Origin of the sequence: Streptomyces sp. OZ13, assembly GCF_052068155.1 — a bacterium.
GTDB lineage: Bacteria > Actinomycetota > Actinomycetes > Streptomycetales > Streptomycetaceae > Streptomyces.
Map to the genome: position 1 here is coordinate 495,969 of NZ_JBQHCZ010000001.1, position 24,884 is coordinate 520,852.

At 70.5% G+C, this 24,884-nt stretch carries 22 protein-coding genes; 10 read left to right on the forward strand and 12 right to left on the reverse strand.

Translation table 11 applies throughout. From position 1 onward, the window contains the following. Positions 1-41 precede the first annotated feature (41 nt). On the forward strand, positions 42-695 hold the full coding sequence (locus ACTMTU_RS02230) for a DNA alkylation repair protein (protein WP_441261969.1): 654 nt from the start codon (positions 42-44) through the stop codon (positions 693-695). Positions 696-1,125: 430 nt separating this feature from the next. Here ACTMTU_RS02230 and ACTMTU_RS02235 read toward each other — a convergent pair whose 3' ends face one another. The 5 genes from ACTMTU_RS02235 to ACTMTU_RS02255 all read right to left on the reverse strand — a co-directional run bounded on the left by ACTMTU_RS02235 (position 1,126) and on the right by ACTMTU_RS02255 (position 7,410). After that, complete coding sequence (locus ACTMTU_RS02235) at positions 1,126-2,040, reverse strand: carbohydrate ABC transporter permease (RefSeq protein ID WP_441261687.1); 915 nt, start codon at positions 2,038-2,040, stop codon at positions 1,126-1,128. A 2-nt stretch (positions 2,041-2,042) separates the two neighbouring features. Next, the gene (locus tag ACTMTU_RS02240; protein ID WP_441261688.1) at positions 2,043-2,936 is read right to left on the reverse strand and encodes a carbohydrate ABC transporter permease; all 894 of its coding nucleotides are present in this window, start codon (positions 2,934-2,936) and stop codon (positions 2,043-2,045) included. 98 nt (positions 2,937-3,034) lie between these two features. Next, positions 3,035-4,357 (reverse strand): extracellular solute-binding protein, encoded by a 1,323-nt coding sequence (locus ACTMTU_RS02245; RefSeq protein WP_441261689.1) that lies wholly within the window; start codon positions 4,355-4,357, stop codon positions 3,035-3,037. Between the two features lie 85 nt (positions 4,358-4,442). Continuing rightward, positions 4,443-6,170 carry an alpha-glucosidase gene (locus ACTMTU_RS02250; RefSeq protein ID WP_441261690.1) on the reverse strand — a complete coding sequence of 576 codons (1,728 nt, stop codon included), beginning with the start codon at positions 6,168-6,170 and terminating at the stop codon, positions 4,443-4,445. Positions 6,171-6,231: 61 nt separating this feature from the next. Continuing rightward, positions 6,232-7,410 (reverse strand): ROK family protein, encoded by a 1,179-nt coding sequence (locus ACTMTU_RS02255; RefSeq protein ID WP_441261691.1) that lies wholly within the window; start codon positions 7,408-7,410, stop codon positions 6,232-6,234. A gap of 522 nt (positions 7,411-7,932) precedes the next feature. Between ACTMTU_RS02255 and ACTMTU_RS02260 the strand changes: the two genes are divergently transcribed. The 3 genes from ACTMTU_RS02260 to ACTMTU_RS02270 all read left to right on the forward strand — a co-directional run bounded on the left by ACTMTU_RS02260 (position 7,933) and on the right by ACTMTU_RS02270 (position 11,504). Further along, on the forward strand, positions 7,933-10,275 hold the full coding sequence (locus tag ACTMTU_RS02260; protein ID WP_441261692.1) for a family 49 glycosyl hydrolase: 2,343 nt from the start codon (positions 7,933-7,935) through the stop codon (positions 10,273-10,275). 76 nt (positions 10,276-10,351) lie between these two features. Further along, complete coding sequence (locus ACTMTU_RS02265) at positions 10,352-10,771, forward strand: DoxX family protein (protein WP_441261693.1); 420 nt, start codon at positions 10,352-10,354, stop codon at positions 10,769-10,771. 76 nt (positions 10,772-10,847) lie between these two features. Beyond that, positions 10,848-11,504: a lytic polysaccharide monooxygenase gene (locus ACTMTU_RS02270; RefSeq protein WP_441261694.1), complete on the forward strand. Its 657-nt coding sequence runs from the start codon at positions 10,848-10,850 to the stop codon at positions 11,502-11,504. 231 nt (positions 11,505-11,735) lie between these two features. Here ACTMTU_RS02270 and ACTMTU_RS02275 read toward each other — a convergent pair whose 3' ends face one another. Together ACTMTU_RS02275 and ACTMTU_RS02280 are read right to left on the reverse strand one after the other, a co-directional pair. Continuing rightward, a complete protein-coding gene (locus tag ACTMTU_RS02275) occupies positions 11,736-12,092 on the reverse strand; it encodes a VOC family protein (RefSeq protein ID WP_441261695.1) in 357 nt (118 codons plus the stop codon). Positions 12,093-12,160: 68 nt separating this feature from the next. After that, positions 12,161-12,970: a methyltransferase domain-containing protein gene (locus tag ACTMTU_RS02280; protein WP_441261696.1), complete on the reverse strand. Its 810-nt coding sequence runs from the start codon at positions 12,968-12,970 to the stop codon at positions 12,161-12,163. Positions 12,971-13,116: 146 nt separating this feature from the next. Here ACTMTU_RS02280 and ACTMTU_RS02285 point away from each other — a divergent pair, with 146 nt between their 5' ends. Then, a complete protein-coding gene (locus tag ACTMTU_RS02285) occupies positions 13,117-13,506 on the forward strand; it encodes a protein-tyrosine phosphatase family protein (protein ID WP_441261697.1) in 390 nt (129 codons plus the stop codon). A 182-nt stretch (positions 13,507-13,688) separates the two neighbouring features. Here the strand turns inward: ACTMTU_RS02285 and ACTMTU_RS02290 are convergent, their stop codons facing one another. Then, entirely contained in the window at positions 13,689-15,215 is a 1,527-nt protein-coding gene (locus tag ACTMTU_RS02290) for a bifunctional phosphatase PAP2/diacylglycerol kinase family protein (RefSeq protein ID WP_441261698.1), read from the reverse strand. A 202-nt stretch (positions 15,216-15,417) separates the two neighbouring features. Here ACTMTU_RS02290 and ACTMTU_RS02295 point away from each other — a divergent pair, with 202 nt between their 5' ends. Further along, positions 15,418-16,635 (forward strand): aminotransferase class I/II-fold pyridoxal phosphate-dependent enzyme, encoded by a 1,218-nt coding sequence (locus tag ACTMTU_RS02295; protein ID WP_441261699.1) that lies wholly within the window; start codon positions 15,418-15,420, stop codon positions 16,633-16,635. 67 nt (positions 16,636-16,702) lie between these two features. On the opposite strand, the gene ACTMTU_RS02300 is transcribed toward ACTMTU_RS02295, so the two are convergent. Both ACTMTU_RS02300 and ACTMTU_RS02305 read right to left on the reverse strand, forming a co-directional pair. Continuing rightward, positions 16,703-17,368 carry a DedA family protein gene (locus ACTMTU_RS02300; RefSeq protein ID WP_441261700.1) on the reverse strand — a complete coding sequence of 222 codons (666 nt, stop codon included), beginning with the start codon at positions 17,366-17,368 and terminating at the stop codon, positions 16,703-16,705. Beyond that, positions 17,365-18,147: an MBL fold metallo-hydrolase gene (locus ACTMTU_RS02305; RefSeq protein WP_441261701.1), complete on the reverse strand. Its 783-nt coding sequence runs from the start codon at positions 18,145-18,147 to the stop codon at positions 17,365-17,367. Before ACTMTU_RS02305 ends, ACTMTU_RS02300 begins: the two co-directional genes overlap by 4 nt. A gap of 142 nt (positions 18,148-18,289) precedes the next feature. On the opposite strand from ACTMTU_RS02305, the gene ACTMTU_RS02310 reads away from it, so the two are divergent. From ACTMTU_RS02310 to ACTMTU_RS02325, 4 genes are all read left to right on the forward strand, one after another. Beyond that, positions 18,290-20,416 carry a phage holin family protein gene (locus ACTMTU_RS02310; protein WP_441261702.1) on the forward strand — a complete coding sequence of 709 codons (2,127 nt, stop codon included), beginning with the start codon at positions 18,290-18,292 and terminating at the stop codon, positions 20,414-20,416. A gap of 78 nt (positions 20,417-20,494) precedes the next feature. Next, positions 20,495-21,886 carry an amino acid permease gene (locus ACTMTU_RS02315; RefSeq protein ID WP_441261703.1) on the forward strand — a complete coding sequence of 464 codons (1,392 nt, stop codon included), beginning with the start codon at positions 20,495-20,497 and terminating at the stop codon, positions 21,884-21,886. Next, on the forward strand, positions 21,844-22,884 hold the full coding sequence (locus ACTMTU_RS02320) for a zinc-dependent alcohol dehydrogenase family protein (protein WP_441261704.1): 1,041 nt from the start codon (positions 21,844-21,846) through the stop codon (positions 22,882-22,884). The genes ACTMTU_RS02315 and ACTMTU_RS02320 overlap by 43 nt, the downstream gene beginning before the upstream one ends. A gap of 135 nt (positions 22,885-23,019) precedes the next feature. Then, the gene (locus ACTMTU_RS02325) at positions 23,020-23,439 is read left to right on the forward strand and encodes a hypothetical protein (RefSeq protein WP_441261705.1); all 420 of its coding nucleotides are present in this window, start codon (positions 23,020-23,022) and stop codon (positions 23,437-23,439) included. On the opposite strand, the gene ACTMTU_RS02330 is transcribed toward ACTMTU_RS02325, so the two are convergent. Both ACTMTU_RS02330 and ACTMTU_RS02335 read right to left on the reverse strand, forming a co-directional pair. Next, complete coding sequence (locus tag ACTMTU_RS02330; RefSeq protein ID WP_441261706.1) at positions 23,429-24,259, reverse strand: helix-turn-helix domain-containing protein; 831 nt, start codon at positions 24,257-24,259, stop codon at positions 23,429-23,431. The two genes, ACTMTU_RS02325 and ACTMTU_RS02330, sit on opposite strands and share 11 nt — an antisense overlap. 79 nt (positions 24,260-24,338) lie before the next feature. After that, a complete protein-coding gene (locus tag ACTMTU_RS02335; protein WP_441261707.1) occupies positions 24,339-24,758 on the reverse strand; it encodes an SsgA family sporulation/cell division regulator in 420 nt (139 codons plus the stop codon). Between the last annotated feature and the right edge of the window lie 126 nt (positions 24,759-24,884).

Consider the following 24,884-nt stretch of genomic DNA (forward strand, 5'->3'; position numbering starts at 1 on the left):
ACAGGAGGGCCGAGGTGGCCGAGACGACGGCGGCCGAGGTCATGGCCGAGCTGGCCGAGCTCGAGGACCCGAAGGCACGCGAGGTGAACGAGAGACACGGTGACGATCACGGTGTGAATCTCGGCAAGCTGCGCGCGCTCGCGAAGCGGCTCAAGACGCAGCAGGAACTCGCGTGCCGGCTCTGGGAGACGGACGACAGCGCGGCGAGACTGCTGGCGATCCTGATCTGCCGCCCGAAGGCGTTCGAGCGTGACGAACTGGACGCCATGGTGCGCCAGGCGCGCACGCCGAAGGTGCACGACTGGCTCGTGAACTACGTGGTGAAGAAGAACCCGCACTCCGAAGAGCTGCGCCAGGCATGGTCCGCCGATCCCGACCCGGTGGTCGCGAGTGCCGGCTGGGCGCTGACCACCGAACGTGTGGCGAAGAAGCCCGACGGTCTCGACCTCGAGGGACTGCTCGACGTCATCGAGGCGGAGATGAAGGACGCCCCGGACCGCCTGCAATGGGCGATGAACCACTGCCTGGCCCAGATCGGGATCGAGCACGCCGAGCACCGCGCCCGCGCGATCGGCATCGGCGAGCGCCTGGAAGTTCTCAAGGACTACCCGACTTCCCCGGGCTGCACGTCTCCGTTCGCGCCGACCTGGATCACCGAGATGGTGCGCCGGCAGCAGGACAAGACGGTGGCTTGACCGGCGGCGCGGGTTCCCTGGGGGAAGGGTCAGCAGTCTGATGCGGTGCGGCCTGTCCGCGCTTCTCCTTGCCGCTCTCCCGGCGCGCTCCCGGCAGAAGCCGACAACAGGACCGCACGACGGGTGGCCGCCGGTGCACCCGTGCCACTCCAGGGCAGCGAGTCCTCCACGCGGGTGTTCTTGTGCGGGAGTAGTGGTCCGCGTGGCGTTCTTGGCTTGGTGCGGGGAAAGGGGCGGTGTTCATGGCGTACCTCGGCTCGGCCGGGAATGCGGCCGGGAGGCGGCCGTGAGCGGCCACCCCCGGGTGTGTTGTCTGGGATGCAAGGTGACGACGACTCGAGGTCCTGCGCTGTCGGTAGGCGGGCGCGATATGTGGACCCCGGGTCCGGCTGCGGGGCGGGCGTTGGCCGGACCCGGGGTGGTGCGGTGGCTACTTGACGGCGCCGGCTGTCAGGCCGCGGGTCAGGGAACGTTGGAAGATGAGGAAGAAGACGACCATGGGGATGATGCCGAGAAGGGCTGCGGCGCTCATGGCGGTGGGGTCGCTGGTGTACTGCCCCTGCATGACCGACAGTCCGAGCGGGACGGTCTGGTTGTCGTTGGAGATGAGCAGGACGAGGGGGTAGAGGAACTCGTTCCAGCTCCAGACGAAGAAGAAGACGCACATCACCGAGAGGGTGGGCCAGCTCATGGGGAGGACGATGCGCCACAGGATGGTCCACCGGCCGGCTCCGTCCATGGAGGCGGCTTCGATCAGTTCTCGGGGGAAGCTGCTGAAGACGGAGGAGAGCAGGTAGGTGCCGAAGGCGCTGTAGGTGATGCCGACGAGGATGGTGTAGCCGAGCTTGCCGTCGTAGAGGCCCATCTCTTTGAAGAGGTAGTAGATGGGGTAGACCAGGCCTTCTTGCGGCAGGACGTTGGAGCCGAGGAAGAAGACGAGGAACGCGGTACGCCAGCGCACTCGTCCGATGCCGATGGCGTAGGCGTTGAAAAGGGCGAACAGGACGGCGATGAGGACGACGCCGAGGCTGATCTGGATGCTGTTGACCAGCTTCTGGCTGAAGTCGACGCGTTCCCAGACGTCGCTGATGATCTCCCAGTTCCACTGGGCGGGCCAGGAGAGTGATCCGTTGGTCCGGTAGTCCGCGCTGGTCTTGAACGAGTTGAGCAGGATGATGACGAACGGGGAGAGGAAGGCCAGGACGAAGACGCCGACTGCGGCGGTGACGGCGTATGAGCCGGCGCTGCGCTTGCGTGGCCTCTTGCTGGAGCGAGTGGCTGGGGCGGCCGGGTGTATCGGCGGGTGGGCGCGGTGCTCGGCCGTGCGTTCGGTGGTCATGGTCATGGTCATCCGTCCTCGCGGGCCTGGCGGGTGAGCATCGTTGCCGCGATGATCAGCACGAGCAGGGTGATGGTGCTGGAGATGGCTGATCCGTAACCGACGTCGGCGCGTTCGAAGAAGTTCTGGTAGGCGAAGTAGGCGGGGACCAGGGTGGAGTTGCCGGGTCCTCCTCCGGTGAGGACGAAGATCTGTGCGAAGACCTTCAGGCCGGCGATGGTGGTGGTGACCAGGACGACGTAGACCTCGGGACGGAGGATCGGCACGGTGATGCGGGTGAAGCGCTGCCACCACGTGGCGCCGTCGAGGGCGGCTGCTTCGTAGAGTTCGGGGTCGATGCGCTGGAGGCCTGAGAGGAACAGCACCAGGGGATAGCCGAGCTGCATCCAGACGAGGACGGCGAGGACGATCCACAGGGCGAGGTCGGGGTCGCCGAGCCAGTTCTCGGCGAGGGAGGAGAGGCCGACGGTCTCGAGGATGCTGTTGACGGCACCTTCGGGGGCGAGGATCCAGCCCCACATGAGGCCGGTGACGGCGACGGGGATGACCTGGGGCAGGTAGAGGCCGGATCGGAAGACGCTGACGATGCCGTCGCCGTGCTTCTTGCCGATGTAGTCGAACATCAGGGCTGCGAGGAAGAGGCCGAGGAGCGTGGGGACGACCGCGATGCCGATGATGACGACGGCGATGTTGCGGAACGAGGCCCAGAAGTCGGCGTCTTGGAAGAGGCGAACGTAGTTGTCCAGGCCGGTGAAGACGGGGTCGCCGATGCCCTGCCATTCGGTGAGGCTGTAGTAGAAGGTCATCACCAGCGGGACGGCGAGGAAGAGCAGGCTCAGGAGCAGGCCGGGTGCGAGGAAGACTGCGTAGCCTGTGGCCCGCGGGTGACGTGTGGCTTTCACTGTTGCTCCTAGGTGGGCGGGACGGCGGCCCGGTGCGGGCGGGCCGCCGTTCCCCGGAGGAAGGGTGAGGGACCGGCGTGGCGAGGGCCGGTCGAGCCTCAGGATCGGGTCGCCGCGTACTTCTCGTAGGGGGCTGCCAGCTCGTCGAGGACGGAGTGGGGCTTGCCGCCGTTCATGAGGTTCTGGGTGGCGCCCAGCCAGGTGTCGTAGTAGCCGGCGACGGGCCAGTCGGGGTAGAACGCGAGTCCGCTGCCGTCCTGGTAGGTGGCGAAGGCCTGGATCAGTTCACGGGAGCGTGGGTTGGTGATGGTGTCGGCCTTGGCCGCCAGGGGGATGTTGCCCTCCTCACCGATGAGCTTCTGGATCTTCTCGGACATGGTGATGTCGATGAAGTCCTCGGCGAGCTTCTTGTTCTTCGCCTTGGTGGGGACGACCCAGTTGTTGCCGCCGGAGCCGAGGGTCTTCTCGCTGCCCGGGTAGGGGCCGGTGGACCACTTGAAGTCGGTGATGTCGTTGGTCAGGCTGCCGAACCACCAGTTGCCGCCGACCATGATGGGCCGCTTCTGGGACACGAACTGTTCGGTCATGTCGGAGCCCTTGAGGCCGACGTCCTTCTGCTCGAAGTAGCCCTTGTCGAGCCAGTCCTTGTACGTATTGACGGCGTAGGTCCACTCGGGGCCGTGGAAGTCGACCTTGCCCTTGTAGAGCTGGTAGTTGTCGACCCAGGTGTTGTCGGCCTTGGACACGGCGAGCAGGTAGAGCCAGTGGCCGGCGGGGTGATCGTTGCCGGCGTTGGCGAGCGGGGTGATTCCGGCGGCCTTGAACTTGGCGAGGGCGGCTTCGAAGCTCTTGAGGTCGGTGGGCTTGGCGACGTTGTGCTTCTTGAACAGATCGTCGTTGTAGTAGGTGAGGACGAACTCGCCGTAGTTGGGTATGCCGTACCACTTGTCGCCGCCCATCTCGCCCTTGGCGTCGTAGCGGGCGGTGACGGAGGCGCTCTCGCTGATCTTCTTGTCCCAGCCGCGTTCCTTCGCGGTGGCGGTCAGATCGGTGAGCAGGCCCTGCTTGGCGAGCAGGCCGGTGGTGGCGTTGCCCTTGTTGTACTCCATGACGTCGGGTGCCTTGTCGGAGTTGAGGATCATGCCTGCGTTCTGCTGGATCTGCTCGAAGGTCTTGCGTTCGAAGACGACCTTCACGTCGGGGTGGGTCTTCTTGAACTCTGCGATGGCCGCGTCCCAGGCCCTGCTGAGGGCGCCGTCCTCCTGCTCGTAGTGCCACAGGCGCAGGGTCTTGCCGTCTCCCTCTGCTGTGTCGGATCCGCCGCCGCATGCGGCGAGCGGTGCCACGAGTGCCAGGGCGGACACGGCGAGCAGCGCTCGGCGTGTGGTGCGGCGGGTGGCACGGAGGCGCATGTTCGTCATGAGATTTCCTTGGGTCTGCACGGGTAGGGCGGTGCGGGGGGAGACGGTGGGGCTTCGGGGCTCTTTCGGCAGGACGGTGGGGGCGTCAGGCGTTGCGACGGTGGACGCGGGCTTCCCAGGGCCGCAGGGTGTGCCGGGCGGCGAGAGGTGTGGTCGCGGGGACGTTGGCGATGAGCGTCTCGCTGTGTTCCCAGCCTTCGGGCAGGTCGACGGTGAGGCCGGTTGCGCCGAAGTTGGCGAGGACGAGCAGTTCGGTGCCGGATGCGGCGTCGTGGCGGGTGAAGGCGTAGAGCTGTTCGTGGTCCGGATGGAGCATGTGGAAGTCGCCGTGGGTGAGGGCGGGTTCGGTGTGCCGCAGGGCGATGAGGCGGCGGTAGTAGTGGAAGACGGAGTGGGGGTCGGCGAGTTGGGCCTTGGCGTTGACGGTGCGGTGGTCGGGGTTGACCGCGATCCACGGTGTGCCGGTGGTGAAGCCGGCGTGCTGGGTGGTGTCCCACTGCATCGGGGTGCGGGCGTTGTCGCGGCTGCGGTGGCGCAGGCCGGCGAGGACGCTGTTCTCGTCGGCGCCGAGGGCGGTCTGCTCGCGGTGGTGGTTGAGGGACTCGATGTCGCGGAAGTCGTCGATCGAGGCGAAGGGCGCGTTGGCCATGCCGAGTTCCTCGCCCTGGTAGACGTAGGGCGTGCCGCGGTGCAGGTGGAGGACGGTGGCCAGCAGCTTGGCGGAGCGGTCGCGGTAGGCGGGGCCGTCGTCGCCGAAGCGTGAGACGACACGCGGCTGGTCGTGGTTGTTCCAGTACAGGCTGTTCCAGCCGGTGTCGCCGAGGCCGGTCTGCCACCGTCCGAGGCTGGCCTTGAGGTCGGTCAGTTTCAGGGGCCGGACGTCGAACTTCCCTCCGGGGCCCTGGTCGAGGCCGACGTGCTCGAACTGGAAGACCATGTCGACCTCGCGGCGGGCGGGGTCGGTGAAGAGTCTGGCCTCCTCCACCGTGACGCCGGGCATCTCGCCGACGGTCAGCAGCCTGCGCGGGTGGCCCTCGAAGACCTCGCGGTGCATCTCGGCGAGGAACTCGTGGATCCGGGGTCCGCAGATGTAGTGGGGGCTGCCGTCCCCGTAGCGGTCCCCCTCGTGCACGATCCCGTCCGGGAGCCCGGGGGCCTTGGAGATGAGGTTGATGACGTCCATCCGGAAGCCGTCGACACCCCGGTCGAGCCACCAGCGCATCATGGTGTGCACCGCCCGGCGGACGACCGGGTTCTCCCAGTTGAGGTCGGGCTGCTTACGGGAGAAAAGGTGCAGGTAGTACTCGCCGCTCGTCTCGTCGTAGGTCCAGGCGGGGCCCGAGAAGAAAGAGCCCCAGTTGTTGGGTTCCGCGCCCGGTGTGCCCGGTTCCATGCCGTCGCGGGCGGGCCGCCAGATGTACCAGTCGCGCTTGTCGCCGTGAGGGCCGCCGTCACGGGAGGCCGTGAACCACGGGTGTTCGTCGGAGGTGTGGTTGACGACCAGGTCCATGACGAGCTTCATGCCGCGCTCGTGGACGGCCGCGAGGAGGCGGTCGAAGTCGGCCAGGGTTCCGAACAGCGGGTCGATGTCCTGGTAGTCGCTGATGTCGTAGCCGTTGTCGTCGTGCGGCGACGGATAGACGGGTGAGAGCCACAGCACGTCGACACCGAGCTCGGAGAGGTAGTCGAGGCGCTCGATGATGCCTTGCAGATCGCCGATGCCGTCCGCGTCCGAGTCGGCGAAGCTGCGCGGATAGATCTGGTAGACCACCGCCTCGCTCCACCAGGCGTCTGCGGGACTGGCTTCGTTCACGGGCACGTCAGAACCTCATCGTCTGTCTTCGGGTGCGTGTGGGTGATGTCGCCGGCGACGGTCAGATCGCCGCTCCGACCGCGTCACTGATGACCAGGCAGGCTGCGCCCCTGGCCCACAGGTCGTGCCGGACCGGGTCCACGTGGATCTGGCAGTCGCGGGCCGCGGTGGAGAATGCGTGGGCGTCCAGGGCTGCGGTCATGGCCGGGCCGAAGAGGTCGTAGGCGACCGCTCCTTCACCGGCGATGATGATCTTCTGCAGGTTGAGCAGGTTGCACAGTCCGGCCAGGCCTCGTCCCAGAGCGGTGCCGGCTTCGGTGAAGGCGGAGCCGGCAACTGTGTGGCCGGAGGTGCCCGGCGAGCGGGCGAGGTCGATGGCGTGCGCGATGGAGGTGCAGTCGACTCCGCCGTCCTGCAGGTGCCTCAGCACGGCCCTGTCGCCGGCCAGGGCTTCCAGGCATCCGCGGCGGCCGCAGCTGCACATGGGGCCTGCTGGGTCCAGCGGCATGTGGCCGAGCTCGCCGGCGATTCCGGAGGTGCCGGAGAAGAGCGTGCCGTCGAGGAAGAGGCCGCACCCGATACCGGGGCCGACTGTGACCACGGCGAACGAGTCCATGTCGCGGCCTTCGCCGAACCAGCGTTCGGCGACGACCAGGGTGTTGACGTCGTTGTTGACCACGACCGGCAGGCCGGTGGCCTCACGCAGAGGCCGGGCGACGTCGACCTTGTTCCAGTCGAGCAGCGCCGAGTACCGGCAGACGCCTGAGGTGGAGTCGACGTGGCCGCTGACCCCCACCCCCAGGCCGAGAACCCTGTCCGCCGCTCCGGATACCTCGGAGAGAAGCCGGCCGGTCAGGGAAGCCGCGGCGGACAGGGCCGTTTCGGGTGTGCGGTCGGCGATGCGCTCCTCGGCGCGGGCGAGGACGCGTGCGGCCATGTCGGTGATCACCCCGGACACCAGGGCCGGGCCGATCTTCATGCCGACGACGAGGTGCTTGTCCGCGTTGACGTGCAGCATCTTCTGCGGCCGGCCCCGACCTTGGGGTGCTGAGTCGCTCTCGCGCAGGTAGTCGTGCTCGAGCAGCGGGGGCAGCGTCCGGGTCACCGAGGAGGGCACCAGGCCCAGGCGCTGGGCGAGCTGGGTCCGCGAAATGGGCCCCGCGGTCAGGACCGTCGCGAAGATCTCCGCACGGGTCTGCTCGCTGACCAGCTCCGAGAAACGGATCTTGGACGGGGTCATTACGCGATGCCTCCACAGGTGGATCGAGAGGAATGGTTCGGGGGTCGCCACGGCTGCCGCGGTGGGTCCGCCCCGGGGGCCGAACGACTGCGTGTGACAGGAGTGTGGCCCTGACGTTTTTTGTGCGTCAAGAAAGAAAACTCGGCGTTACGCAACCGTGACGCATGCCGCTCCGGGATCGTGCGCGTCCGCTTCGCCCTCATTAGTGAGGTGTTGCGGCTCCCGGGGGCGTCCCCCGGACAGTAAATCTCGTTCATTTCATTGACACGGCGAAGAAATGGCGCGACGTTATGCGGCGATCGGACCACGCACCGCATCGTCGTTCACGGCATGCGGCACGGCCCGACCGTCCTCCACCCACGTGTCCCGGGTCTCAGCAGCCCCGTGCGTCTGCGTCCTGCTCCTCCAGGCACGGCACACGCCTGCCGGAGCGCGCAGCCGCAAGGGCCGGCCGACCGGCACGACTGCCCCCGGCCGCATGCCGCCGGGCCACGTCCCCTGTGACGAAGGAGAGGCTCCTCAATGCCCGCAGCAAGACCGCAACGACTGGCCAGGCTGACGGCTGTCGCCGTCGGACTCGCGCTGTCGCTCGCCGGCGTCGTCGCACCCGCCGCGGCGTGGCCCGGACCAGAGCCGGCCAAGGCTCCGAAGGCCGCCGCTCCCCGTACCGCAGCCGCCGCGACCACCGCCGACAGCGCACAACTGCAGACCTGGTGGCACGACAACCAGGAGTTCAACACCACCAGCCCGGTGGCGAACGACAAGGTCAGGCGCTCCTCGTTCTACGACGTGAAGGTCGCCACCGCTGCCGAGCCGGGGACGAAGTACGACTCGTACGCCTACATGAGCATCCCGCGCAGCGGCAAGGGCAAGATCGGCTACACCAAAGAGGACGGCGCCGAGTTCTCCTCGGGCGCGAACCTCACCATGAGCTGGTCGTCCTTCCAGTACACGACCGACGTGTGGGTCGACGTCACCCTGCGCTCCGGACAGACGATCTCCTCGGCCGACCAGGTCAAGATCAAGCCCAGCAGCCTGGACTTCGCCAAGGAACTGGTCGACAGCAAGACCGTGCGCGTCAAGGTGCCCTACGACGCCAAGGGCTACCGGTTCTCCGTGGAGTTCGATCCGCAGCTGTACACGGCCTACAACGACATGTCCGGCCCCACGAACGACGCCGGCAAGCTCACCGACCAGGGCGGCAGCGGCCGGCGGGCCATCCACACCGAGCCCCGCAACTCCATGATGATCTTTGCGGAGCCGGCCCCGACCGGCGCGGAGAAGGAGCGGCTGATCCCGACTGCCGCTTCCGGAAGCATCCACTACCCGCGGCAGGGCCAGGTCACCAACCTGAACACGATCACCGAGGAGATCGTGTACTTCAGGCCCGGCACCTACTACATGACCTCCAAGTACCACGCCCTACTGCCCAAGCAGGTCAAGTGGGTCTACCTGGCGCCCGGCGCATACGTGAAGGGAGCCATCCGGTTCCCCGACGACAGCCAGGGCCTCTACAAGGTGACCGGCCAGGGCGTCCTCTCCGGTGAGCAGTACGTCTACGAGGCGGACACGAACAACAACTACGACCATCTCAGCGGCGCCTCCAACTGCCACTCCAGCTGCGTGAAGATGCTGCAGTTCGCATCGGCGCAGGGCCGCCAGCAGCACCTGGACCTGCAGGGCGTGACCATCAACGAGCCGCCCTACCACTCCTTCGTCGTCTACGGCGACGAGCAGACCTTCAGCATGCGGGTCGACAACTACAAGCAGGTCGGGTCCTGGTACTGGCAGACCGACGGCATCGAGCTCTACCGCGGCAGCACCATGAAGAACACGTTCTTCAACGCCAACGACGACGTGCTGAAGATGTACCACAGCGACGTCAGCATCGATAACACCGTCATCTGGAAGAACGAGAACGGGCCCGTCATCCAGTGGGGCTGGACCCCGCGCAGCATCGACAACGTGCGAGTGAGCAACACGCACGTGATCCACAACCGGATGTACTGGAAGGACGTCAAATACAACACCTGCATCCTCAACTCCTCCTCGCACTGGGAGGACATGGGCTCGACCACCAAGGCCGACCCGAGCACGTGGGTGAAGAACATGACGTTCGACAACATCACCGTCGAGGGCATGACGAACTGCGCCATCCGCGTCTTCGCCCTCTCCAGCACGGAGAACATCCACGTCAAGAACCTGAAGATCGACGCTTGGAACCAACTGGACGCCGGCTCCCAGGTCAGCCTCCTCAAGCGCTACACCAACTCCGCCGGGCAGAAGGTGACGCTCGGCAACGAAACACGTGACAGCCGCGGTCTGAAGCTGGAGAACTACACCGTCGGCGGCACCGCCATCAACAAGTCCGGCACCAACTGGGCCGCCGACAAGCTCGGCCGGATCGGCTTCGACGCCGAGACCTGGGACAACTGGAACGCCTGGGGCCCCGGCGGCAACAACCCCGACCCCGACCCGGCCACCGGCGGAAAGATCGTCAACGGCGCGACCTCCAAGTGCGTCGACCGCGCCGGCGCCGGCACCGCCAACGGCACCGCGATCCAGCAGTGGTCCTGCGCCACCACCCCCTCGATGACCTGGACGCTCGACGGCCAGCAGCTCAAGTCCGGCGGCAAGTGCCTGGACGTCGAAGGCGGTTACACCACGAACGGGACCAGGGCCCACCTGTGGGACTGCGGCGGCTGGGACAGCCAGAAGTGGGCCTTCCAGGCAGGTGGCACCCTGAAGAACCTCAAGTCCGGCCGTTGCCTCGACATCGAGAGCCAGAGCACGGCCGATGGCGCCCGCCTGCACCTGTGGGACTGCAGCAGCTGGGCCAGCCAGAAGTGGACTCTCACCAGCTGACGGAACCCGGGGCTCGCCGCCCCGCAGGGCCGGCGGCCGGCCCGCCCCTGACGCACCCCGACGAAAGGGCAACTCTGTGGAAGCAAGGTACGCAACGCAGGCTCTCGGCCTGTTCCGCATCGTGGTCGGCCTGTTGTTCGTCTGCCACGGGGCCGCAACCCTCTTCAACGTCCTCGGCGGGCCCCACGGCCAGGCGCCCTCGGTAGGACAGTGGCCCGGCTGGTGGGCGGCGCTCATCCAGCTGATCGGCGGTGCGCTCGTCCTGCTCGGCATCGCCGCCCGCCCCGCCGCACTCGTGTGCTCCGGCTCCATGGCCTACGCCTACTTCGTCCACCACCAGGCGGACGGACTGTTCCCCCTGGAAAACGGCGGTGAACTCGCCGTCCTCTTCTGCTGGTCGTTCCTGCTCATCGCCGCCCTCGGGCCCGGCCGCTGGTCCATCGAGCAGCGCTTCCCACGCCACAGCCGAAGGGAGGTGCCGAACAACCAGAACTGATCCGGACCGCCGTCATGTGCACCACGCGGGCAACACCAGCCCGCCGATCCCCCAATCACTCTGGAGGAAGAGCACCATGGACCGAGCACCTTCCCGCCCCACCCGTCGCACCGTCATCAGCGCCGGCGTCCTGGCCACCGGCGTGGCCTGTCTGCTTCCGCTGGCGCCGACGGCCTCCGCACACGGAACAGTGATCACCCCGCAAACCCGGAACTACGGCTGCCTGCAGCGGTGGGGCTACACCGAGCCGAACGAGGCGCAGGACCCCATGTGCTACCGCACCTACCACGAGAACCCGAACGCGATCGGAGCATGGAAGGCCGTCTACGCCAACAACACCGGGGAAAACTACAAGCAGGTCATCCCCGACGGGCAGATATGCAGCGCCGGTGGCCAGGGCGAGACCAACTACCGGCCGCTCGACCGCCCCGGTCCCTGGATCACCACCGACATCGGCTCGGACTTCACCGTCGACCTCTACGACGAGGCACGCCACGGCGCCGACTGGCTCGAGGTCTACGTCACCAAGCAGGGCTTCAACCCCGAGTACCAGCTGATCGGCTGGAACGACCTCGAGCTGGTGAAGAAGACCGGCCGCTACCCCTACCAGCCGCACTACGTCACGGACGTCAGCACCTCCGGCTACAGCGGCCGGCACGTCGTGGTGACCGTCTGGAAGGCCTCGCACATGGACCAGAAGTACTTCCTGTGCAGCGACGTCAACTTCGGATGACGCCGTCAGAGACAAGTCCAGCCCGATGACCAGGCCCCGCGGGCACGCTTCGCCCGCGGGGCCTGTGTTCCTTCCGCACCTGCGACACCGCTCCCTCTCCCCACGGTGCACCTCCCGCCACCTGGCCTGACGAATCGGAACCAGCGATGCCCGGTGTCTCCCGTCCTGCCCAGAACATCGTCCTGGTCGCAGCCTGCCTCCACGTCACCGCCCACGGTCTCGAAACCGTCATCATGAGGAAGCCGGCTTGCGGTCCACGTACTCGAAGACCGAGCCGTCGGGATGGACGGCGATCAGATTGCGGCCGACAGGGGTCTCCACCGGGCCGGCGAGCACCCGCGCGCCGATGCCGGTGAGGGTGGAGTACGCCTCGTCCACGTCCTTCACGGCGATCGTCGCCGACACCTTCCGCAGGATCTCCAGTTCCGCCTCCGGGCCGCTCATCAGCAGGAAGCAGCCGACGGCCGCCACGGAGACCCCGCCGCGTTCGAACCGGAGCGGCGGGGCGCCGGTGAGGCGTTCGTAGAACGCGGCGGAGGCTTCCAGGTCGTCGACGCAGATGCGGAGCGTGGTTCCGAGGATCTCCATACGGGCGAGCCTAGTTGGCGATCCCGCCCGACGGAATCGGGCCGGACGGGCACGAAGGCCCGGCCGGATCACACCCGGCAGAGCACCTCGCCGTGCGGAACCATGAACCATGCGTCGTCGTGGCCGCCCCAGGTGCGCCACGCGTCGGCGATCGTCCGCAGGTGCTCGTGGGTCGTGTGCCCGCCCTCCACCGCGAGCTCCGCGTACACCGACGCGACCGTGCGGTCGGCCCACAGGCCGCTCCACCATGTGCGATCGGCAGGTGTGGCGAAGCACCATGCCGCCGCGCTGGGCGTGATGTCTGTGAAGCCGGCGGCGCGGGCCCACGAGAGCAGTCTGCGGCCGGCGTCCGGCTCACCGCCGTTGGCGCGGGCCACGTGCCGGTAGAGGTCCAGCCACTCGTCCAGGGCGGGGAGCCGGGGATACCAGGCGAACGCGTCGTAGTCGCTGTCGCGCGCCGCGACGATCCCGCCCGGGCGGCACACCCGCCGCATCTCGCGCAGCGCCTGCACCGGGTCACCGACGTGCTGGAGCACCTGATGGGCGTGGACCACGTCGAAGGAGTCGTCGGGGAAGTCCAGCGCGTGGACGTCGGCGACGGCGAACCGTACGTTGTCCAGGCCGCGTTGCTCCGCGTGCGCCCGTGCCTGCTCGAGCACGCCTTCCGCCGCGTCCACCGCCGTGACCCGGCCCGGCGCGACCAGTTCCGCGAGGTCGGCGGTGATGGTGCCGGGCCCGCAGCCCACGTCCAGCACCGTTGCCCCCGACCGGAGTTCACCGAGGAGGTACGCGGCCGAGTTCGCCGCGGTGCGCCAGGTGTGCGAGCGCATGACGGACTCGTGGTGCCCGTGCGTGTAGACGGCTGTCTCCTGCGGCATGACGTGTCTCCTTCTGCTGAGGCGATGTCGCAACGCTACGCCTCTGTCCCGCATTTCAAGACCCGTATCTTGAAGTATGGACAGTCGCCATGAGTGAATAGGCTGGCCGGGTGACGGAGACATGGCCATCCGACGGTGACGGGATCATGCGCCTGCCCAGCGGCAGGCTTGTACGCGGCAGGGGCCTGCGCAGGCCCCTGCCGGACGGTGCCCGGCCGGAGTTCGGGGTCTATCTGCTCGGCCGCCGGCCTCCCACGACCGACTGGGAGGCGAGCTGGATCCGCTGGCCCGACTTCCGGCTGCCGGCCGACCGGGCGCAGGCGCGCCAACTGCTGGAGCGGGCGTGGGCCCGCGCCGCGACGGAGCGGGTCGAGATCGCGTGCGGTGGCGGCCGTGGCCGCACGGGCACCGCCCTCGCCTGCCTCGCCGTCCTTGACGGCGTCCCCGCCGAGGACGCCGTCGCGTATGTGCGCGAGCACTACCACCGGGGCGCGGTGGAGACGCCGTGGCAACGACGGTACGTCCTGCGCTTCTGACACCGCCGCCCGTACGCATCGCCCGCGCGGGAGGCGCCGCCGGCGCCGCATGACGTCACCGCGGGCACGGGCCGGACGCACTGCCCGCGCGGCAAGACGCATCGCCCGTGCGGGAGAACGCGCCGCCCCCGCGAGCGACCGCACTGCGCCCCCGACGGGACGCGGGACCCTGCCGCAGGCCCCTACAGCAGGGCCTGCGGACGGTAGACCGTCAGTGCCTCCGGGACCTTGTCCAGGATCAACTCCGGCGGCGCCGGGGCCACTTCACCGTCGTAGGCGAGCAGGGTCCCCGGAGCCAGCCCGCCGATGTGCAGCCGCCGCAGCTGCCGTGTCGCGTGGACGGGGGAGCGGCGCAGCTTGCCGACGAGCGCCGCGCCCAGCAGCCGCCAGCCCGGCGCCCGGCCCCCGTGCACCACGCGGACGTCCAGCAGGCCGTCCACGAGATTCTGCCGGTGGCCCGGTGTCGGGCCGACGCCCTTGTAGACGCCGTTGCCCGCGAACAGCAGCCACATCGGGCGCCGGCGGCCCTGGACCTGCGCCTCCAGCGGCTGCCGGCCGCGCAGCACCAGCAAGGCCGCCAGGACACCGGCGGGCCAGCCGCCGATCCGCGGCGACCAGCGTTCCCTGACGCTCACCAGGTCCGGGTACACGCCCAGGCTGAACGTGTTGAGGAAGTGGCCGGGCTCCGCGCTGCCGTCAGGCCCCGGTGTGAACCGGCCCAGGTCGACCCGGACCGCGTCACCCGCGGCCAGCGCCCGGCAGGTGTCGTCGACGGACTCTATCCCCAGGTCGTACGCGAAGTGGTTGAGCGTGCCTCCGGGGAAGACGGCCAGCGGCAGGCCCCGCCCCGCGGCGACCGCCGCCGCCCTGTTGACCGTCCCGTCCCCGCCGAGGATGCCCAGCGCGCGTCCCCGCCCGGCGGCCTTCTCCAGCTCGGCCCGCAGCTCGTCGGGGGCGCACTCCACCACCTCCGCCCGCGGCAGTGCCTGCTGCACGACCGGCGCCATGTCGGCGGAGCCCGACTCCCGGTTGACGATCACGATCAGGCCCTCGCCGTCGGGCAGCTCCGGAGCGTCGGCGTGCGGCGTGCCGGGGGTCGGCAGTTGCGACCTCGTCGGGACCGCGCCGCGCACCGCGAACGCCGCGCCCACGCCCAGCGCCGCGCCGACCAGGACGTCGCTCGGGAAGTGGACACCCGTGTAGACGCGGGAGAAGGCGACGGACGCCGCCACGGGGGCGACGGCGGCACCCCATCCCTTCGACTCCAGGGCGACACCCGTCGCGAAGGCGGCGGCGGACGCGGAGTGCCCGGAGGGGAAGGACGTGGTGAACGGCTGCCGCTTCAACTGCCGTATCACGGGAACCGCGTCGAGCAACGGCCGTGCCCGGCGCACGGACCGCTTGCCGACGGTGTTGATGACGGCCGACGCGACGGCCAGGGAGGCGACACCGCGCACGGCGGCTCGCCGCGAGCGCGTGTCACGGCCCAGAGCGGCGATCCCGGCGGCCGCGCCGAACCACAGGAGGCCGTGGTTGGCGCTGCGGCTCAGCCGCGGCAGCACCGGCTCCGCGCAGGGCCATTCCCGCGCCGCCACGGCATGGAAGACGCTGCGGTCCCATCGGCCGAGGAGCGCCGTGATCCGCCCGCGGAGCGGCTGCCCGCCGAGCGACCGTGTGCCTGGTACGTGAGTTGCGTGAGCGTCCGACATGTTCCGCGATTACCCCGGGACCGCCGCCACCACGCCGGGCCGCCACCATCCGTGTCGCACCGCCGAGGCACCGTCCCGCCTCGCGCCACGCCGCCGCACCGGCGTACGGACCCTCCTACGGGGCGCCGGGCTGCGATCCTCCGTATAAAGGGCTCGTGGGCGGGCAGGCGCCCCCGGGGTGCGAGCGGCGGAGGTGGACGGGATGACGGGGACCGACCAGGAGGGCCACGGCCCCGTGCGCTACGGACCGCCCGCACCCGACGCCGGGCTTCCCGTGCTGCCCTCTCTGAGTGCCGTCCTGGCCGCCGCCGCCGACGCGGCGGAGGGCGAGCCGCCGGGCGGCGGGCCGACGCTGCGGGAGGCGGCCTGCGGATACTGGTGGCGGCGCGGACTGCGCAGCCGCCCCGGTGAGGTCGTCGCCGCGCCCGGTGCGCAGTCCCTGCTGTTCGCGGTGCTCGGAGCGTACGGCGGAGACGTACTGATGCCCCGTCCGTGCCCCGCCCGGTGGACCCCGCAGGTGCGGCTGCTCGGGCGCCCCGCCTACCACGTGCCGGTCCCCGCGGAGTGCGGCGGAGTGCCGGACCCGGTCGCGCTGCTCGAGACCGTGCGCAGGGTGCGGCTGGAAGGCGGCCGGCCCCGGCTGCTCCTGCTGTCCGTCGCCGACGATCCCACCGCCACCGTCACCCCGCCGGAGATGCTGAGCGAGGTCTGCGAGGCGGCGGTCGGTGAGGGTCTGCACATCATCAGCGACGAGACCTGGCGCGACACCGTGCACGAGCCGCACGCGACGATGCTGGTCAGCCCCGCCGAGATGTACGCGGAGCAGGTGACGGTCATGAGCGACCTCGCCGGCGCGCTCCTCCCGTCGTCCTGGCCGGTCTCCGTCGCCCGCTTCCCGCAGGGGGAGCGGGGCGCGGCCCGGCGGGCCAGGACCCTCGACATCCTCACCGCGCTCGGCGCCGTCGTCCCCGCTCCGGTCGCCGCCGCCGCGGCGCACGCGCTCGACGAGCCCCCGGAGATCACCGAGCGGGCCGCGCAAGCGGTCGCGCTGCACGCGCGGACGGCGGCCGCCGTGCACCGCACGGTGGTGAAGGCCGGCGCGGTCTCCCGGCCCCCGCAGGCGGGCCGGCACCTCTACGCCGACCTGAGCCCGCTGCGCGGCCGCCTCGCGGAGCTGGGCGTCAGCGACTCCATGGAGCTGGAGGACCATCTGACCGAGCGCCTCGGCATGCCGGTGCCCGGCGGGCACCGGTTCGGCGACGAACTGGGCGCACTGCACGTCAGGCTGGACACGGCGCCTTTCCTGGGGGCCACCGCCGAGCAGCGGCTCGAGTCGCTCGCCGCTCCGGAGCCGCTGGAACTGCCGCATGCCGCGCAGGCGTTGGAGAATCTGCGATCGGTCTTCGACGGGCTCCGTTGAGGGCCGTCCACCGCCGTGGCGGAGCCCGCCCCGGCCGCGGGGAAGGGCGCTGCGGGGAGCGGGCGGTTCAGGCGGGCCTGCTGTCGGAGCCGTAGGCCGTCCGCAGTCTGCGCCAGACGGCAGGCGCCCCGCTGATCACCAGCGTCAGCACGACCGCGGCGACGACCCCCTGCCACGGCTCGGCGAACAGCGAACCGCCCACGATGCCGATCAGACCGTAGGTCGCGGCCCACGCCAGGCAGGCCGGGACGTCGCCGCGTACGAAGCGGCGCAACGGCATTCTGGCCAGCAGACACGCCAGCATGACCGGAATGCGCCCGGCGGGCACAAGGCGCGAGAGAACCAGCACCGTCACGCCGTGCTCGTCCAGCTTGCGCTGTGCCTGCTCCAGCCGGTCGGGGGCGGCGCGTCGGCGCAGGGCGGCGAGCCAGCGTGAACCGTTCCTCGAGCGGACCCCGCGCCGTCCGAGCCAGTACAGGGTGACGTCTCCCAGGAACGCGGCCGCGGAGGCGAGGAGGAAGACGTACAGCAGCGCGAGCGGTGCCATCTGGTGGAAGGCCACCACGGCGGCGGAGGAGACCACGGCTCCGGTCGGCACGACCGGGACCAGCGCGCCGAGCACCACCAGCAGGAAAAGCGACGGATAGCCGACGGCCTGCTGGGTCGACTCGGGGGGCAGTTGCTGTACGAGCTCCGACAACTGGCCGAGCGCCTCGGCGAGCTGCGTCCTCACCGCTTCTCCTCCGGCCGGATCCGCTCGCAGTGTCCGAGCCGGTGCACCGTCACCTTGGGGGCCAGCAGCGCCGCCTTGCGCGCGAACTCGTCCCCGGGCGCGTAGAACTCGTGCGGCCGGATGCCGTCCATCCCGATCGGCCAGTACGTGCCGTAGTGGACCGGCACGGCCGCCCGCGGCGCGAGCGCGGCGGCGGCCTGCGCCGCACGGCCCGCGTCCAGGTGACCGTGGCCGAGAAATGGACCCCAGCCACCGACCGGCAGCAGTGCCACGTCCACGGGGCCGACCTCTTCCGCCATCGAGTCGAACAGGCCGGTGTCACCCGCGAAATAGGTGTGCGACTCGCCGCTGACGACGAAGCCGAGCGCCGGTGAGCGGTGCGGCCCGAGCGGCAGCCGGCGGCCGTCGTGCATCGCCGGCACGGCCCGTACGAAAAGGTCCCCCACCCGTACCTCGTCGCCCGGACCGACCTCGGTGACCCGCAGGGCGGCCGTGCGGACGAGCCGGCCGAGCCGCGGCACCGAACGGGCCGCGCCGCGCGGCAGGATCAGGCGCGTGCCGGGCGCCAGGCGGGCGAGCGACGCGAGGTGCAGATGATCGGAGTGCAGATGGGAGACGAGGACCGCGTCGGCTACGGCGGCCTGCGGCGGCGGCAGTTCGCCGCGGCGTCTGCGCAGATGGGCCAGCCGCCGCACGAACAGCGGGTCGGTCAGCACCCGGACCCCGGAGTCCTCGATCGTGCAGGTGGCATGACCCCACCAGGTGACCTCCACCGGCACGCGACGCCTCCTCCTCCGAACCCCCGTACCGTACGAGCCTAGGGCCTTCGCGGGCGGTCCGGGCCCGGTGCGGCCACCCCGCCGGACCCGGCTTCGCGCTGTGCCACGCTGGAGTCCTGCTCGAAGGATGAGGTGAAGGGGCGTGGGCGAAGGGCGGTGGCGCAGGGCCGGCAGCGCCGTCGTACGTGTGACCGTCGTGTGGGCGGTCTCGACGCTGACGATGCTGGCGCTGGCCGGGCTTCTGCCGGACTTCCGGCTCCAGTCCGACGACGGCGACAGCGCCACCCGGACCGCGGTCACCGCGGCGTCGGGTGCGGGCGCGTTCGGACTTCTCACGGGCCTCGTCTGGCCCGTGGTGGTGCGGGCCCTGCTGCTCGTACCAGCCCTGGTGCTCGGCCTGCTGGTGTTCTTCCTCAACGGCTCGCTGCTGCTGATCGCCCTGTGGATCGTTCCCGACGGACGCGGCACGGCCAACCCGGAGACGGCGGTGGTGGTGGCGGCCGTCATGTCGGCCGTCGCCTCCGCCACCTCCACTGCGCTCGCCGTCCGCGACGACAACGCCTACCGGCGACGGCTGTACCGGCTCGCCCACCGCCGTGGGCGCGGCAGGACCTCACAGGACCGCTCGGGCCCGCCGGGCACGGTCTTCCTCCAGCTCGACGGCGTCGGCTACGAGGTGCTGCGCGGCGCCGCCGAGAGCGGTGTGATGCCGACCGTGGCCGGCTGGCTGGGCGCCACACACCGGCTCACGCCCTGGCGCACCGACTGGTCGAGCCAGACCGGTGCGAGTCAGCTCGGCATCCTGCACGGCTCCAACCACGACGTGCCCGCGTTCCGCTGGTACGAGAAGGACACCCGCCGGATCGTGGTGAGCAACCGTCCGGCGAGCGCCGGGGAGCTCCAGCGGCGGGCGATCGAGCTCACCGGCGACGGCGGGCTGCTGACGGTGGACGGCGCGAGCCGCGGCAACCTGTTCAGCGGTGGCGCGGACCAGCTCGCCCTGGTGCTGTCGATGGCGGCCCGGCGCGGCAGGGCGAACCGTTCCCGGGCCGGCTATTTCGCGTACTTCTCCGATCCGGCCAACGCGGTGCGCACCGCGGTGTCCTTCGTCGCGGAGGTCGGCCGTGAGATCGGCCAGTCGACGAGGGCCAGGCTCCGCGGGGACACGCCCCGGGTCGGACGTGGCGGTCTCTATCCCTTCATCCGGGCGTTCGCCACCGTCGTGGAGCGCGATGTGGTGGTCGCCGCCGTGATGGGGGACATGCTCGCCGGACGCCGGGCCGTCTACGCCGATCTGGTCGCCTACGACGAGGTGGCCCACCATTCAGGGCCGCACAGCGGGGACGCCTTCGCGGTGCTGGAGCGGCTGGACCGGTCCATCGGCCTGATCGCCAAGGTCGCGGAGCACGCGCCGCGTGCCTACCGGATCGTGCTGCTCTCCGACCACGGCCAGAGTCCGGGCGACACCTTCGAGGGCGCGTACGGGCTGACGCTGAAGGACCTGGTGCGGGCCGGCTGCGGGCTGCCGGTGCCGCGGCGGGCCGAGCGGTCGAAGAGCGGTGCGGAGGCCCGCGACGCGGCGCGCGACGCGCTGCGGACCGCGCTGCACCGGCAGCCGGCCGGGGACGGTGAGGAGCGTCCGGCGATGGGCTCCGACCCGATCGTGCTCGCCTCGGGGAACCTGGCCCTGATCTCGTTCCCCGACGTGCCGTACCGCATGAGCCAGGAGGAGATCCGCCGCCGCCATCCGGCGCTGCTGCCGACTCTCGCCAACCATCCGGGCATCGGCTTCCTGCTGGTGCGCAGCGAAATGTACGGCTCCGTGGTGCTCGGCCCGGACGGCACGGAGGTGCCCGTCGAAGCGCTGAAGGACGACGACGGACCGCTGGCCGGTTTCGGGCCCGGCGCGGCCGACGCCGTGCGCCGCACCGACTCGTTCCCCCACGTCGCGGACATCATGGTCAACTCGATGCACGACCCGAGGACGGGTGTCGTGCACGCCTTCGAGGAGCAGATCGGGTCGCACGGAGGGCTCGGCGGGGAGCAGTCGCAGGCGTTCCTGCTGTCGCCGTTCGAACTGTCCCCGCCGGTCCCTCCAGGGGTCGACCTGATCGGCGCGGAACAGGTGCACCGGGTGCTGCGCCGCTGGCTGCGGGAGGGGGAAGGCCCGCAGATCCCGATCGGGCCGGTGCAGGTTTCCCGGCCGGACAGCGAAACGGAAGAAGGAATTCCGGTTGACGGTGGAGTCGTGCCGGACAAAAACGGGTGATTTCTCCGCAGCCTCTCCCATGCCGGAACATGTCCCGGTCCCCGACACCGCCGCGCACCGGAAGAGGCCGCACACCCCATGACCACCCAAGCACCACAGAACAGGCATGCCCGCAGGTTCGGGCTGCCCGTCGCCACGGCCCTGGTCATGGGCAACATCATCGGCGGCGGCATCTTCCTGCTCCCCGCGTCCGTCGCCCCGTTCGGCACCATCAGCCTGGTCGCGTTCGTGGTCCTCACCGCCGGAGCGATCGCGCTCGCCCTCGTCTTCGGCCGGCTCGCGGAGCGGCACCCCAGGACCGGCGGCCCGTACGTCTACGCCCGCGAGGCGTTCGGCGACTTCGCCGGCTTCCTCGCCGCCTGGTCGTACTGGATCACCACCTGGGTCTCCAACGCGGCCCTCGCCGTCGCCGCCGTGGGCTACCTCGACGTGCTGATACCCGTCCAGCACTCCACGGCGGCCACCATCGCCGCCGCGCTGGTTCTGCAGTGGCTGCCCGCGCTCGCCAACCTGGCCGGCACCCGCTACGTCGGCGCCGTCCAGCTCGTCTCCACCGTGCTGAAGTTCGTGCCGCTGCTGCTCGTCGCCGTCGGCGGGCTGTTCTTCTTCGACACCGACAACCTCGGCCCCTTCCAGGCCGGTGACCACAGCGCGGCCGGAGCGGTCTCCGCGTCCGCGGCCATCCTGCTCTTCAGCTACCTGGGCGTCGAGTCCGCCGCGGTCAGCGCCGGCGAGGTCAAGGACCCCGCGCGCAACGTCGGCCGGGCCACCGTCCTCGGCACCGCCGCGGCCGCCGGCATCTACCTGCTCGGCACCCTCTCCGTCTTCGGCACCGTCGCACACGACGAGCTCGTCGGCTCCACCGCGCCCTTCAGCGACGCGGTCGACTCCATGTTCGGCGGCAGCTGGGGAGGCACCGTCGTCGCCCTGGCCGCCCTGGTCTCCATGGTCGGCGCCCTCAACGGCTGGACCCTGCTCAGCGCCCAGACCCCGTACGCGGCGGCGAAGGACGGCCTGTTCCCCCGGGTGTTCGCCACCAAGCGGCGCGGTGTGCCGACCGCCGGCGTCCTCGTCACCGTCGTCCTCGCGTCGCTGCTGACCGTCTACAACTACACCGCGGGATCCCAGCGGGTCTTCGAGATCCTGGTCCTGGTCACCACCTTCACCGCCACCGTGCCCTACCTGCTGGCGACCGCCGCCCAGATCTACTACCTGCTCTCCGGCAGGCCGGAGAGGGTGGACCGGCGGCGCCTCGTGCGCGACGCGGTCCTTGCCGCCGCGGCCTTCGGGTTCTCCATGTGGCTGGTCGCCGGCTCGGGCTACGCGGCCGTCTACCAGGGGGTGCTGTTCCTCTTCGCCGGGGTGCTGGTGTACGCCTGGATGTCGGCCCGCAGGACCAGGGCCGCAGGAACCGAGGAGAGTGGCACGTGCGCGCAGTCGTATTCGACGAGTTCGGTGGAAGGCCGGTAGTACGCGAGGTCCCGGACCCGCGGCCGTCACCCGACGGCGTGGTCGTCCGGGTCGGGGCGACGGGGCTGTGCCGCAGCGACTGGCACGGCTGGATGGGCCACGACGAGGGCATAGCCACTCCTCACGTCCCCGGACACGAACTGGCGGGCGTGGTCCACTCCGTCGGCCCGGACGTCGTCCGCTGGAGCCCCGGCGACCGGGTGACCGTGCCGTTCATCTGCGCCTGCGGGCGGTGCGCCGCCTGCGCCGACGGCAACCAGCAGGTGTGCGAACGCCAGGAGCAGCCGGGGTTCACGCACTGGGGCTCCTTCGCCGAGTACGTCCCGCTCCGCCACGCGGACACCAACCTGGTGGCGCTGCCGGAGAGCATGTCGTTCACCACCGCCGCGAGCCTCGGCTGCCGCTTCGCCACCGCCTTCCGCGCGGTGGCGGGCCAGGGGCGGGTACGGCCGGGGGAGTGGGTCGCGGTGCACGGCTGCGGTGGAGTGGGCCTCTCCGCGGTGATGATCGCCGCGGCCTGCGGGGCCCGGGTCGTCGCCGTCGACGTCTCGCCGGGCGCGCTGGAACTGGCCCGCACCTTCGGCGCGGAGGTCTGCCTGGACGCCTCCGAGCTCGCCGAGGGCGAGGTCGGCGCGGCGCTGCGTGACCTGACCGGAGGCGGCGCACACCTCTCACTGGATGCCCTCGGCGCGCCGGTGACCTGCGTGAACTCGGTGCAGAGCCTGCGCAGGCAGGGCCGGCACGTGCAGGTCGGCCTCCTCCCGTCGGGCGTCGAACTGCCCATGGACCGGGTGGTCGCCCTCGAGCTGGAGATCCTCGGCAGCCATGGCATGGCGGCCCACGCCTACCCGGAGATGATGGCCATGGTCGCCTCCGGCGCCCTGCGGCCCGACCTCCTGGTCACGAAGGAGATAGGCCTCGACGCCGTACCGGACGCCCTGACGGCGCTCGGGACCGCGTCCGGCACGGGCGTCACGGTGATCGTCCCGGGCGCCTGACCGCCATTACCTCCGGCGTAATCGACCTTGCCATGGGGCGAGGGGCAGTCTGTGAGCACCGGGACCCGGGCGGCGCACTCCGTCCGGGCTCCGGTCCCACGACCAGCCCGCAACCTCGACGGAGGCTGATCCGCCATGTCCGCCACCCTGCTCGCCAACATCTCCCGTACCACCGAGCCGCAGACCATGCTGCGCCGGTTCCTCGCCGCCGACGCCGCCGTGACCGGCGCCAACGGCCTTGCCTATGCGGCCGCTTCGGGGCCGCTCGGGCGGCTCCTCGGAGTCGACGGCACCCTCCTGCTCGGCCTCGGACTCTTCCTGACCGCCTACGCGGCGTGCGTCGGAGTGCTCGCCGCCCGCTCCCGGCCGCCGAGGGCCGCGGTCACCCTGGTCGTCGACACGAACATCCTGTGGTCGGTGCTCAGCCTCGCCGCGCTCGTGCTGTGGCTCGATCCCACCGCCGTGGGCGCAGCCTGGGCCGTGGTCCAGGCGCTGACGGTCGCCGGCTTCGCCGTCGTCCAGTGGTCCGCGCTGCGCGCGACCACTACGGCGTGAGCGACTGGAGGTACTTCACCGTCGCCGGGTCGGCCGGGAGCAGCGTCTCGATGGCCAGCTCGGCGACGGTCACGTCCATGGGCGTGTTGAAGGTCGCGATCGACGACACGAAGGAGAGGACCCGGCCCTCGTGCTCGATCCGCAGCGGCAGAGCGAAGTACGGGAACGGTGCTTCCCCTGCCTCGCTCTCGTCATCCGCGAGGCCCGTGTGCGCGTCGTCGCCGGCTTCCGGCAGCGGATAGGCGGCGACCTCGTCGTACAGCGCGCGCAGCGCGTCGGAGCGGGCCAGCGCGATCTGCCGCTCCATCTGGGCCAGCAGATGGGCGCGCCACTGGCGCAGATTGCGGATCCGGGGCGCGAGACCCTCGGGGTGCAGAGTGATCCGCATGGCGTTCAGCGGCGGGAGGAGCAGGTGCTCCGGCAGGCTGTCGAGCAGCATCGCGATCCCCCGGTTCGCGGCGAGCACGTTGTACGTGCCGTCGACGACCAGCGCGGGGTACGGCTCGTAGCCGTTCAGGAGCTGCTCCATGCCCACACGCAGTGCCTCCATCGCCGGGTCGCCCAGCGGTGTCTCCGCGTACCGGGGGGCGTAACCCGCCGCCAGCAGGAGGGAGTTGCGTTCCCGTACCGGGATGTCGAGATGCTCGGCGAGGCGCAGGACCATGTCCTCGCTGGGGCGGGAGCGGCCCGTCTCGACGAAGCTGATGTGGCGGGCGGAGGAGCCGGCGCGCAGAGCCAGTTCGAGCTGGCTCAACCGCCGGCGCTCGCGCCAGCCGCGCAGCAGCGGCCCTACTCCCGTACCGGACGCGACAGTTGTCATAGCCAGACCGTAGTACGCCGGCCACCGGTGACCCCACCCGCCGGCCCGCGGGGGCACCGGTCCGGCAGGGGCGGCCGGCTCAGCCCCGGGCGTTGCCCAGCAGAGCCGCGAGGGCGCGTTCGATGTCGAGGGCCGCCGCCTCGTTGCCGGCCGGCACGGTCGCGTACGAGCGGACCAGGAACCGGCGCAGGCCGGCCGTGTCGAGCTGGAGCAGCGCGACGCCCTCCGGCGAACGCAGTTCGATCATGGTCTGCACGCGTCCGCAGGGCCAGACGTGCACATCGCCGTCGCCGGTCGGTGCGCGCAGTCCCGCGTCGAGCAGGCTGCGGGCGAAGGTCCAGGTCACGCCGGTGTCGTTCAGGCATGCCTCCGGAGGGAAGACCATGCGGACGGCGAACGGGTCGGTGTCGCAGTAGCGCAGAACCACCGGCACGGACAGGGAGTGGGGCGCATCGCTGATGAGGCGGGCCCGGACGGATTGCTCGATGGTCGATGACATCGCTCGCTCCTCTGCTGCTGCGCGGTTCCGCTCTCGTGCACGTACGTCGTCACGGGCAGGCCGTGCCCGCGAGCGACGCCAGTGGCGCGTGTGACCTGCATCACCAAGACTGAAACGATTGAGCCA

Excerpts from the sequence above, each read along its gene's own strand:
- ACTMTU_RS02230 (WP_441261969.1), top strand. The coding sequence starts at position 42 with ATGGCCGAGCTGGCCGAGCTCGAGGACCCGAAGGCACGCGAGGTGAAC.
- ACTMTU_RS02235 (WP_441261687.1), bottom strand. The coding sequence starts at position 2,040 with ATGACCATGACCACCGAACGCACGGCCGAGCACCGCGCCCACCCGCCG.
- ACTMTU_RS02245 (WP_441261689.1), bottom strand. The coding sequence starts at position 4,357 with ATGACGAACATGCGCCTCCGTGCCACCCGCCGCACCACACGCCGAGCG.
- ACTMTU_RS02255 (WP_441261691.1), bottom strand. The coding sequence starts at position 7,410 with ATGACCCCGTCCAAGATCCGTTTCTCGGAGCTGGTCAGCGAGCAGACC.
- ACTMTU_RS02260 (WP_441261692.1), top strand. The coding sequence starts at position 7,933 with ATGCCCGCAGCAAGACCGCAACGACTGGCCAGGCTGACGGCTGTCGCC.
- ACTMTU_RS02270 (WP_441261694.1), top strand. The coding sequence starts at position 10,848 with ATGGACCGAGCACCTTCCCGCCCCACCCGTCGCACCGTCATCAGCGCC.
- ACTMTU_RS02275 (WP_441261695.1), bottom strand. The coding sequence starts at position 12,092 with ATGGAGATCCTCGGAACCACGCTCCGCATCTGCGTCGACGACCTGGAA.
- ACTMTU_RS02280 (WP_441261696.1), bottom strand. The coding sequence starts at position 12,970 with ATGCCGCAGGAGACAGCCGTCTACACGCACGGGCACCACGAGTCCGTC.
- ACTMTU_RS02285 (WP_441261697.1), top strand. The coding sequence starts at position 13,117 with ATGCGCCTGCCCAGCGGCAGGCTTGTACGCGGCAGGGGCCTGCGCAGG.
- ACTMTU_RS02290 (WP_441261698.1), bottom strand. The coding sequence starts at position 15,215 with ATGTCGGACGCTCACGCAACTCACGTACCAGGCACACGGTCGCTCGGC.
- ACTMTU_RS02295 (WP_441261699.1), top strand. The coding sequence starts at position 15,418 with ATGACGGGGACCGACCAGGAGGGCCACGGCCCCGTGCGCTACGGACCG.
- ACTMTU_RS02315 (WP_441261703.1), top strand. The coding sequence starts at position 20,495 with ATGACCACCCAAGCACCACAGAACAGGCATGCCCGCAGGTTCGGGCTG.
- ACTMTU_RS02325 (WP_441261705.1), top strand. The coding sequence starts at position 23,020 with ATGTCCGCCACCCTGCTCGCCAACATCTCCCGTACCACCGAGCCGCAG.
- ACTMTU_RS02330 (WP_441261706.1), bottom strand. The coding sequence starts at position 24,259 with ATGACAACTGTCGCGTCCGGTACGGGAGTAGGGCCGCTGCTGCGCGGC.
- ACTMTU_RS02335 (WP_441261707.1), bottom strand. The coding sequence starts at position 24,758 with ATGTCATCGACCATCGAGCAATCCGTCCGGGCCCGCCTCATCAGCGAT.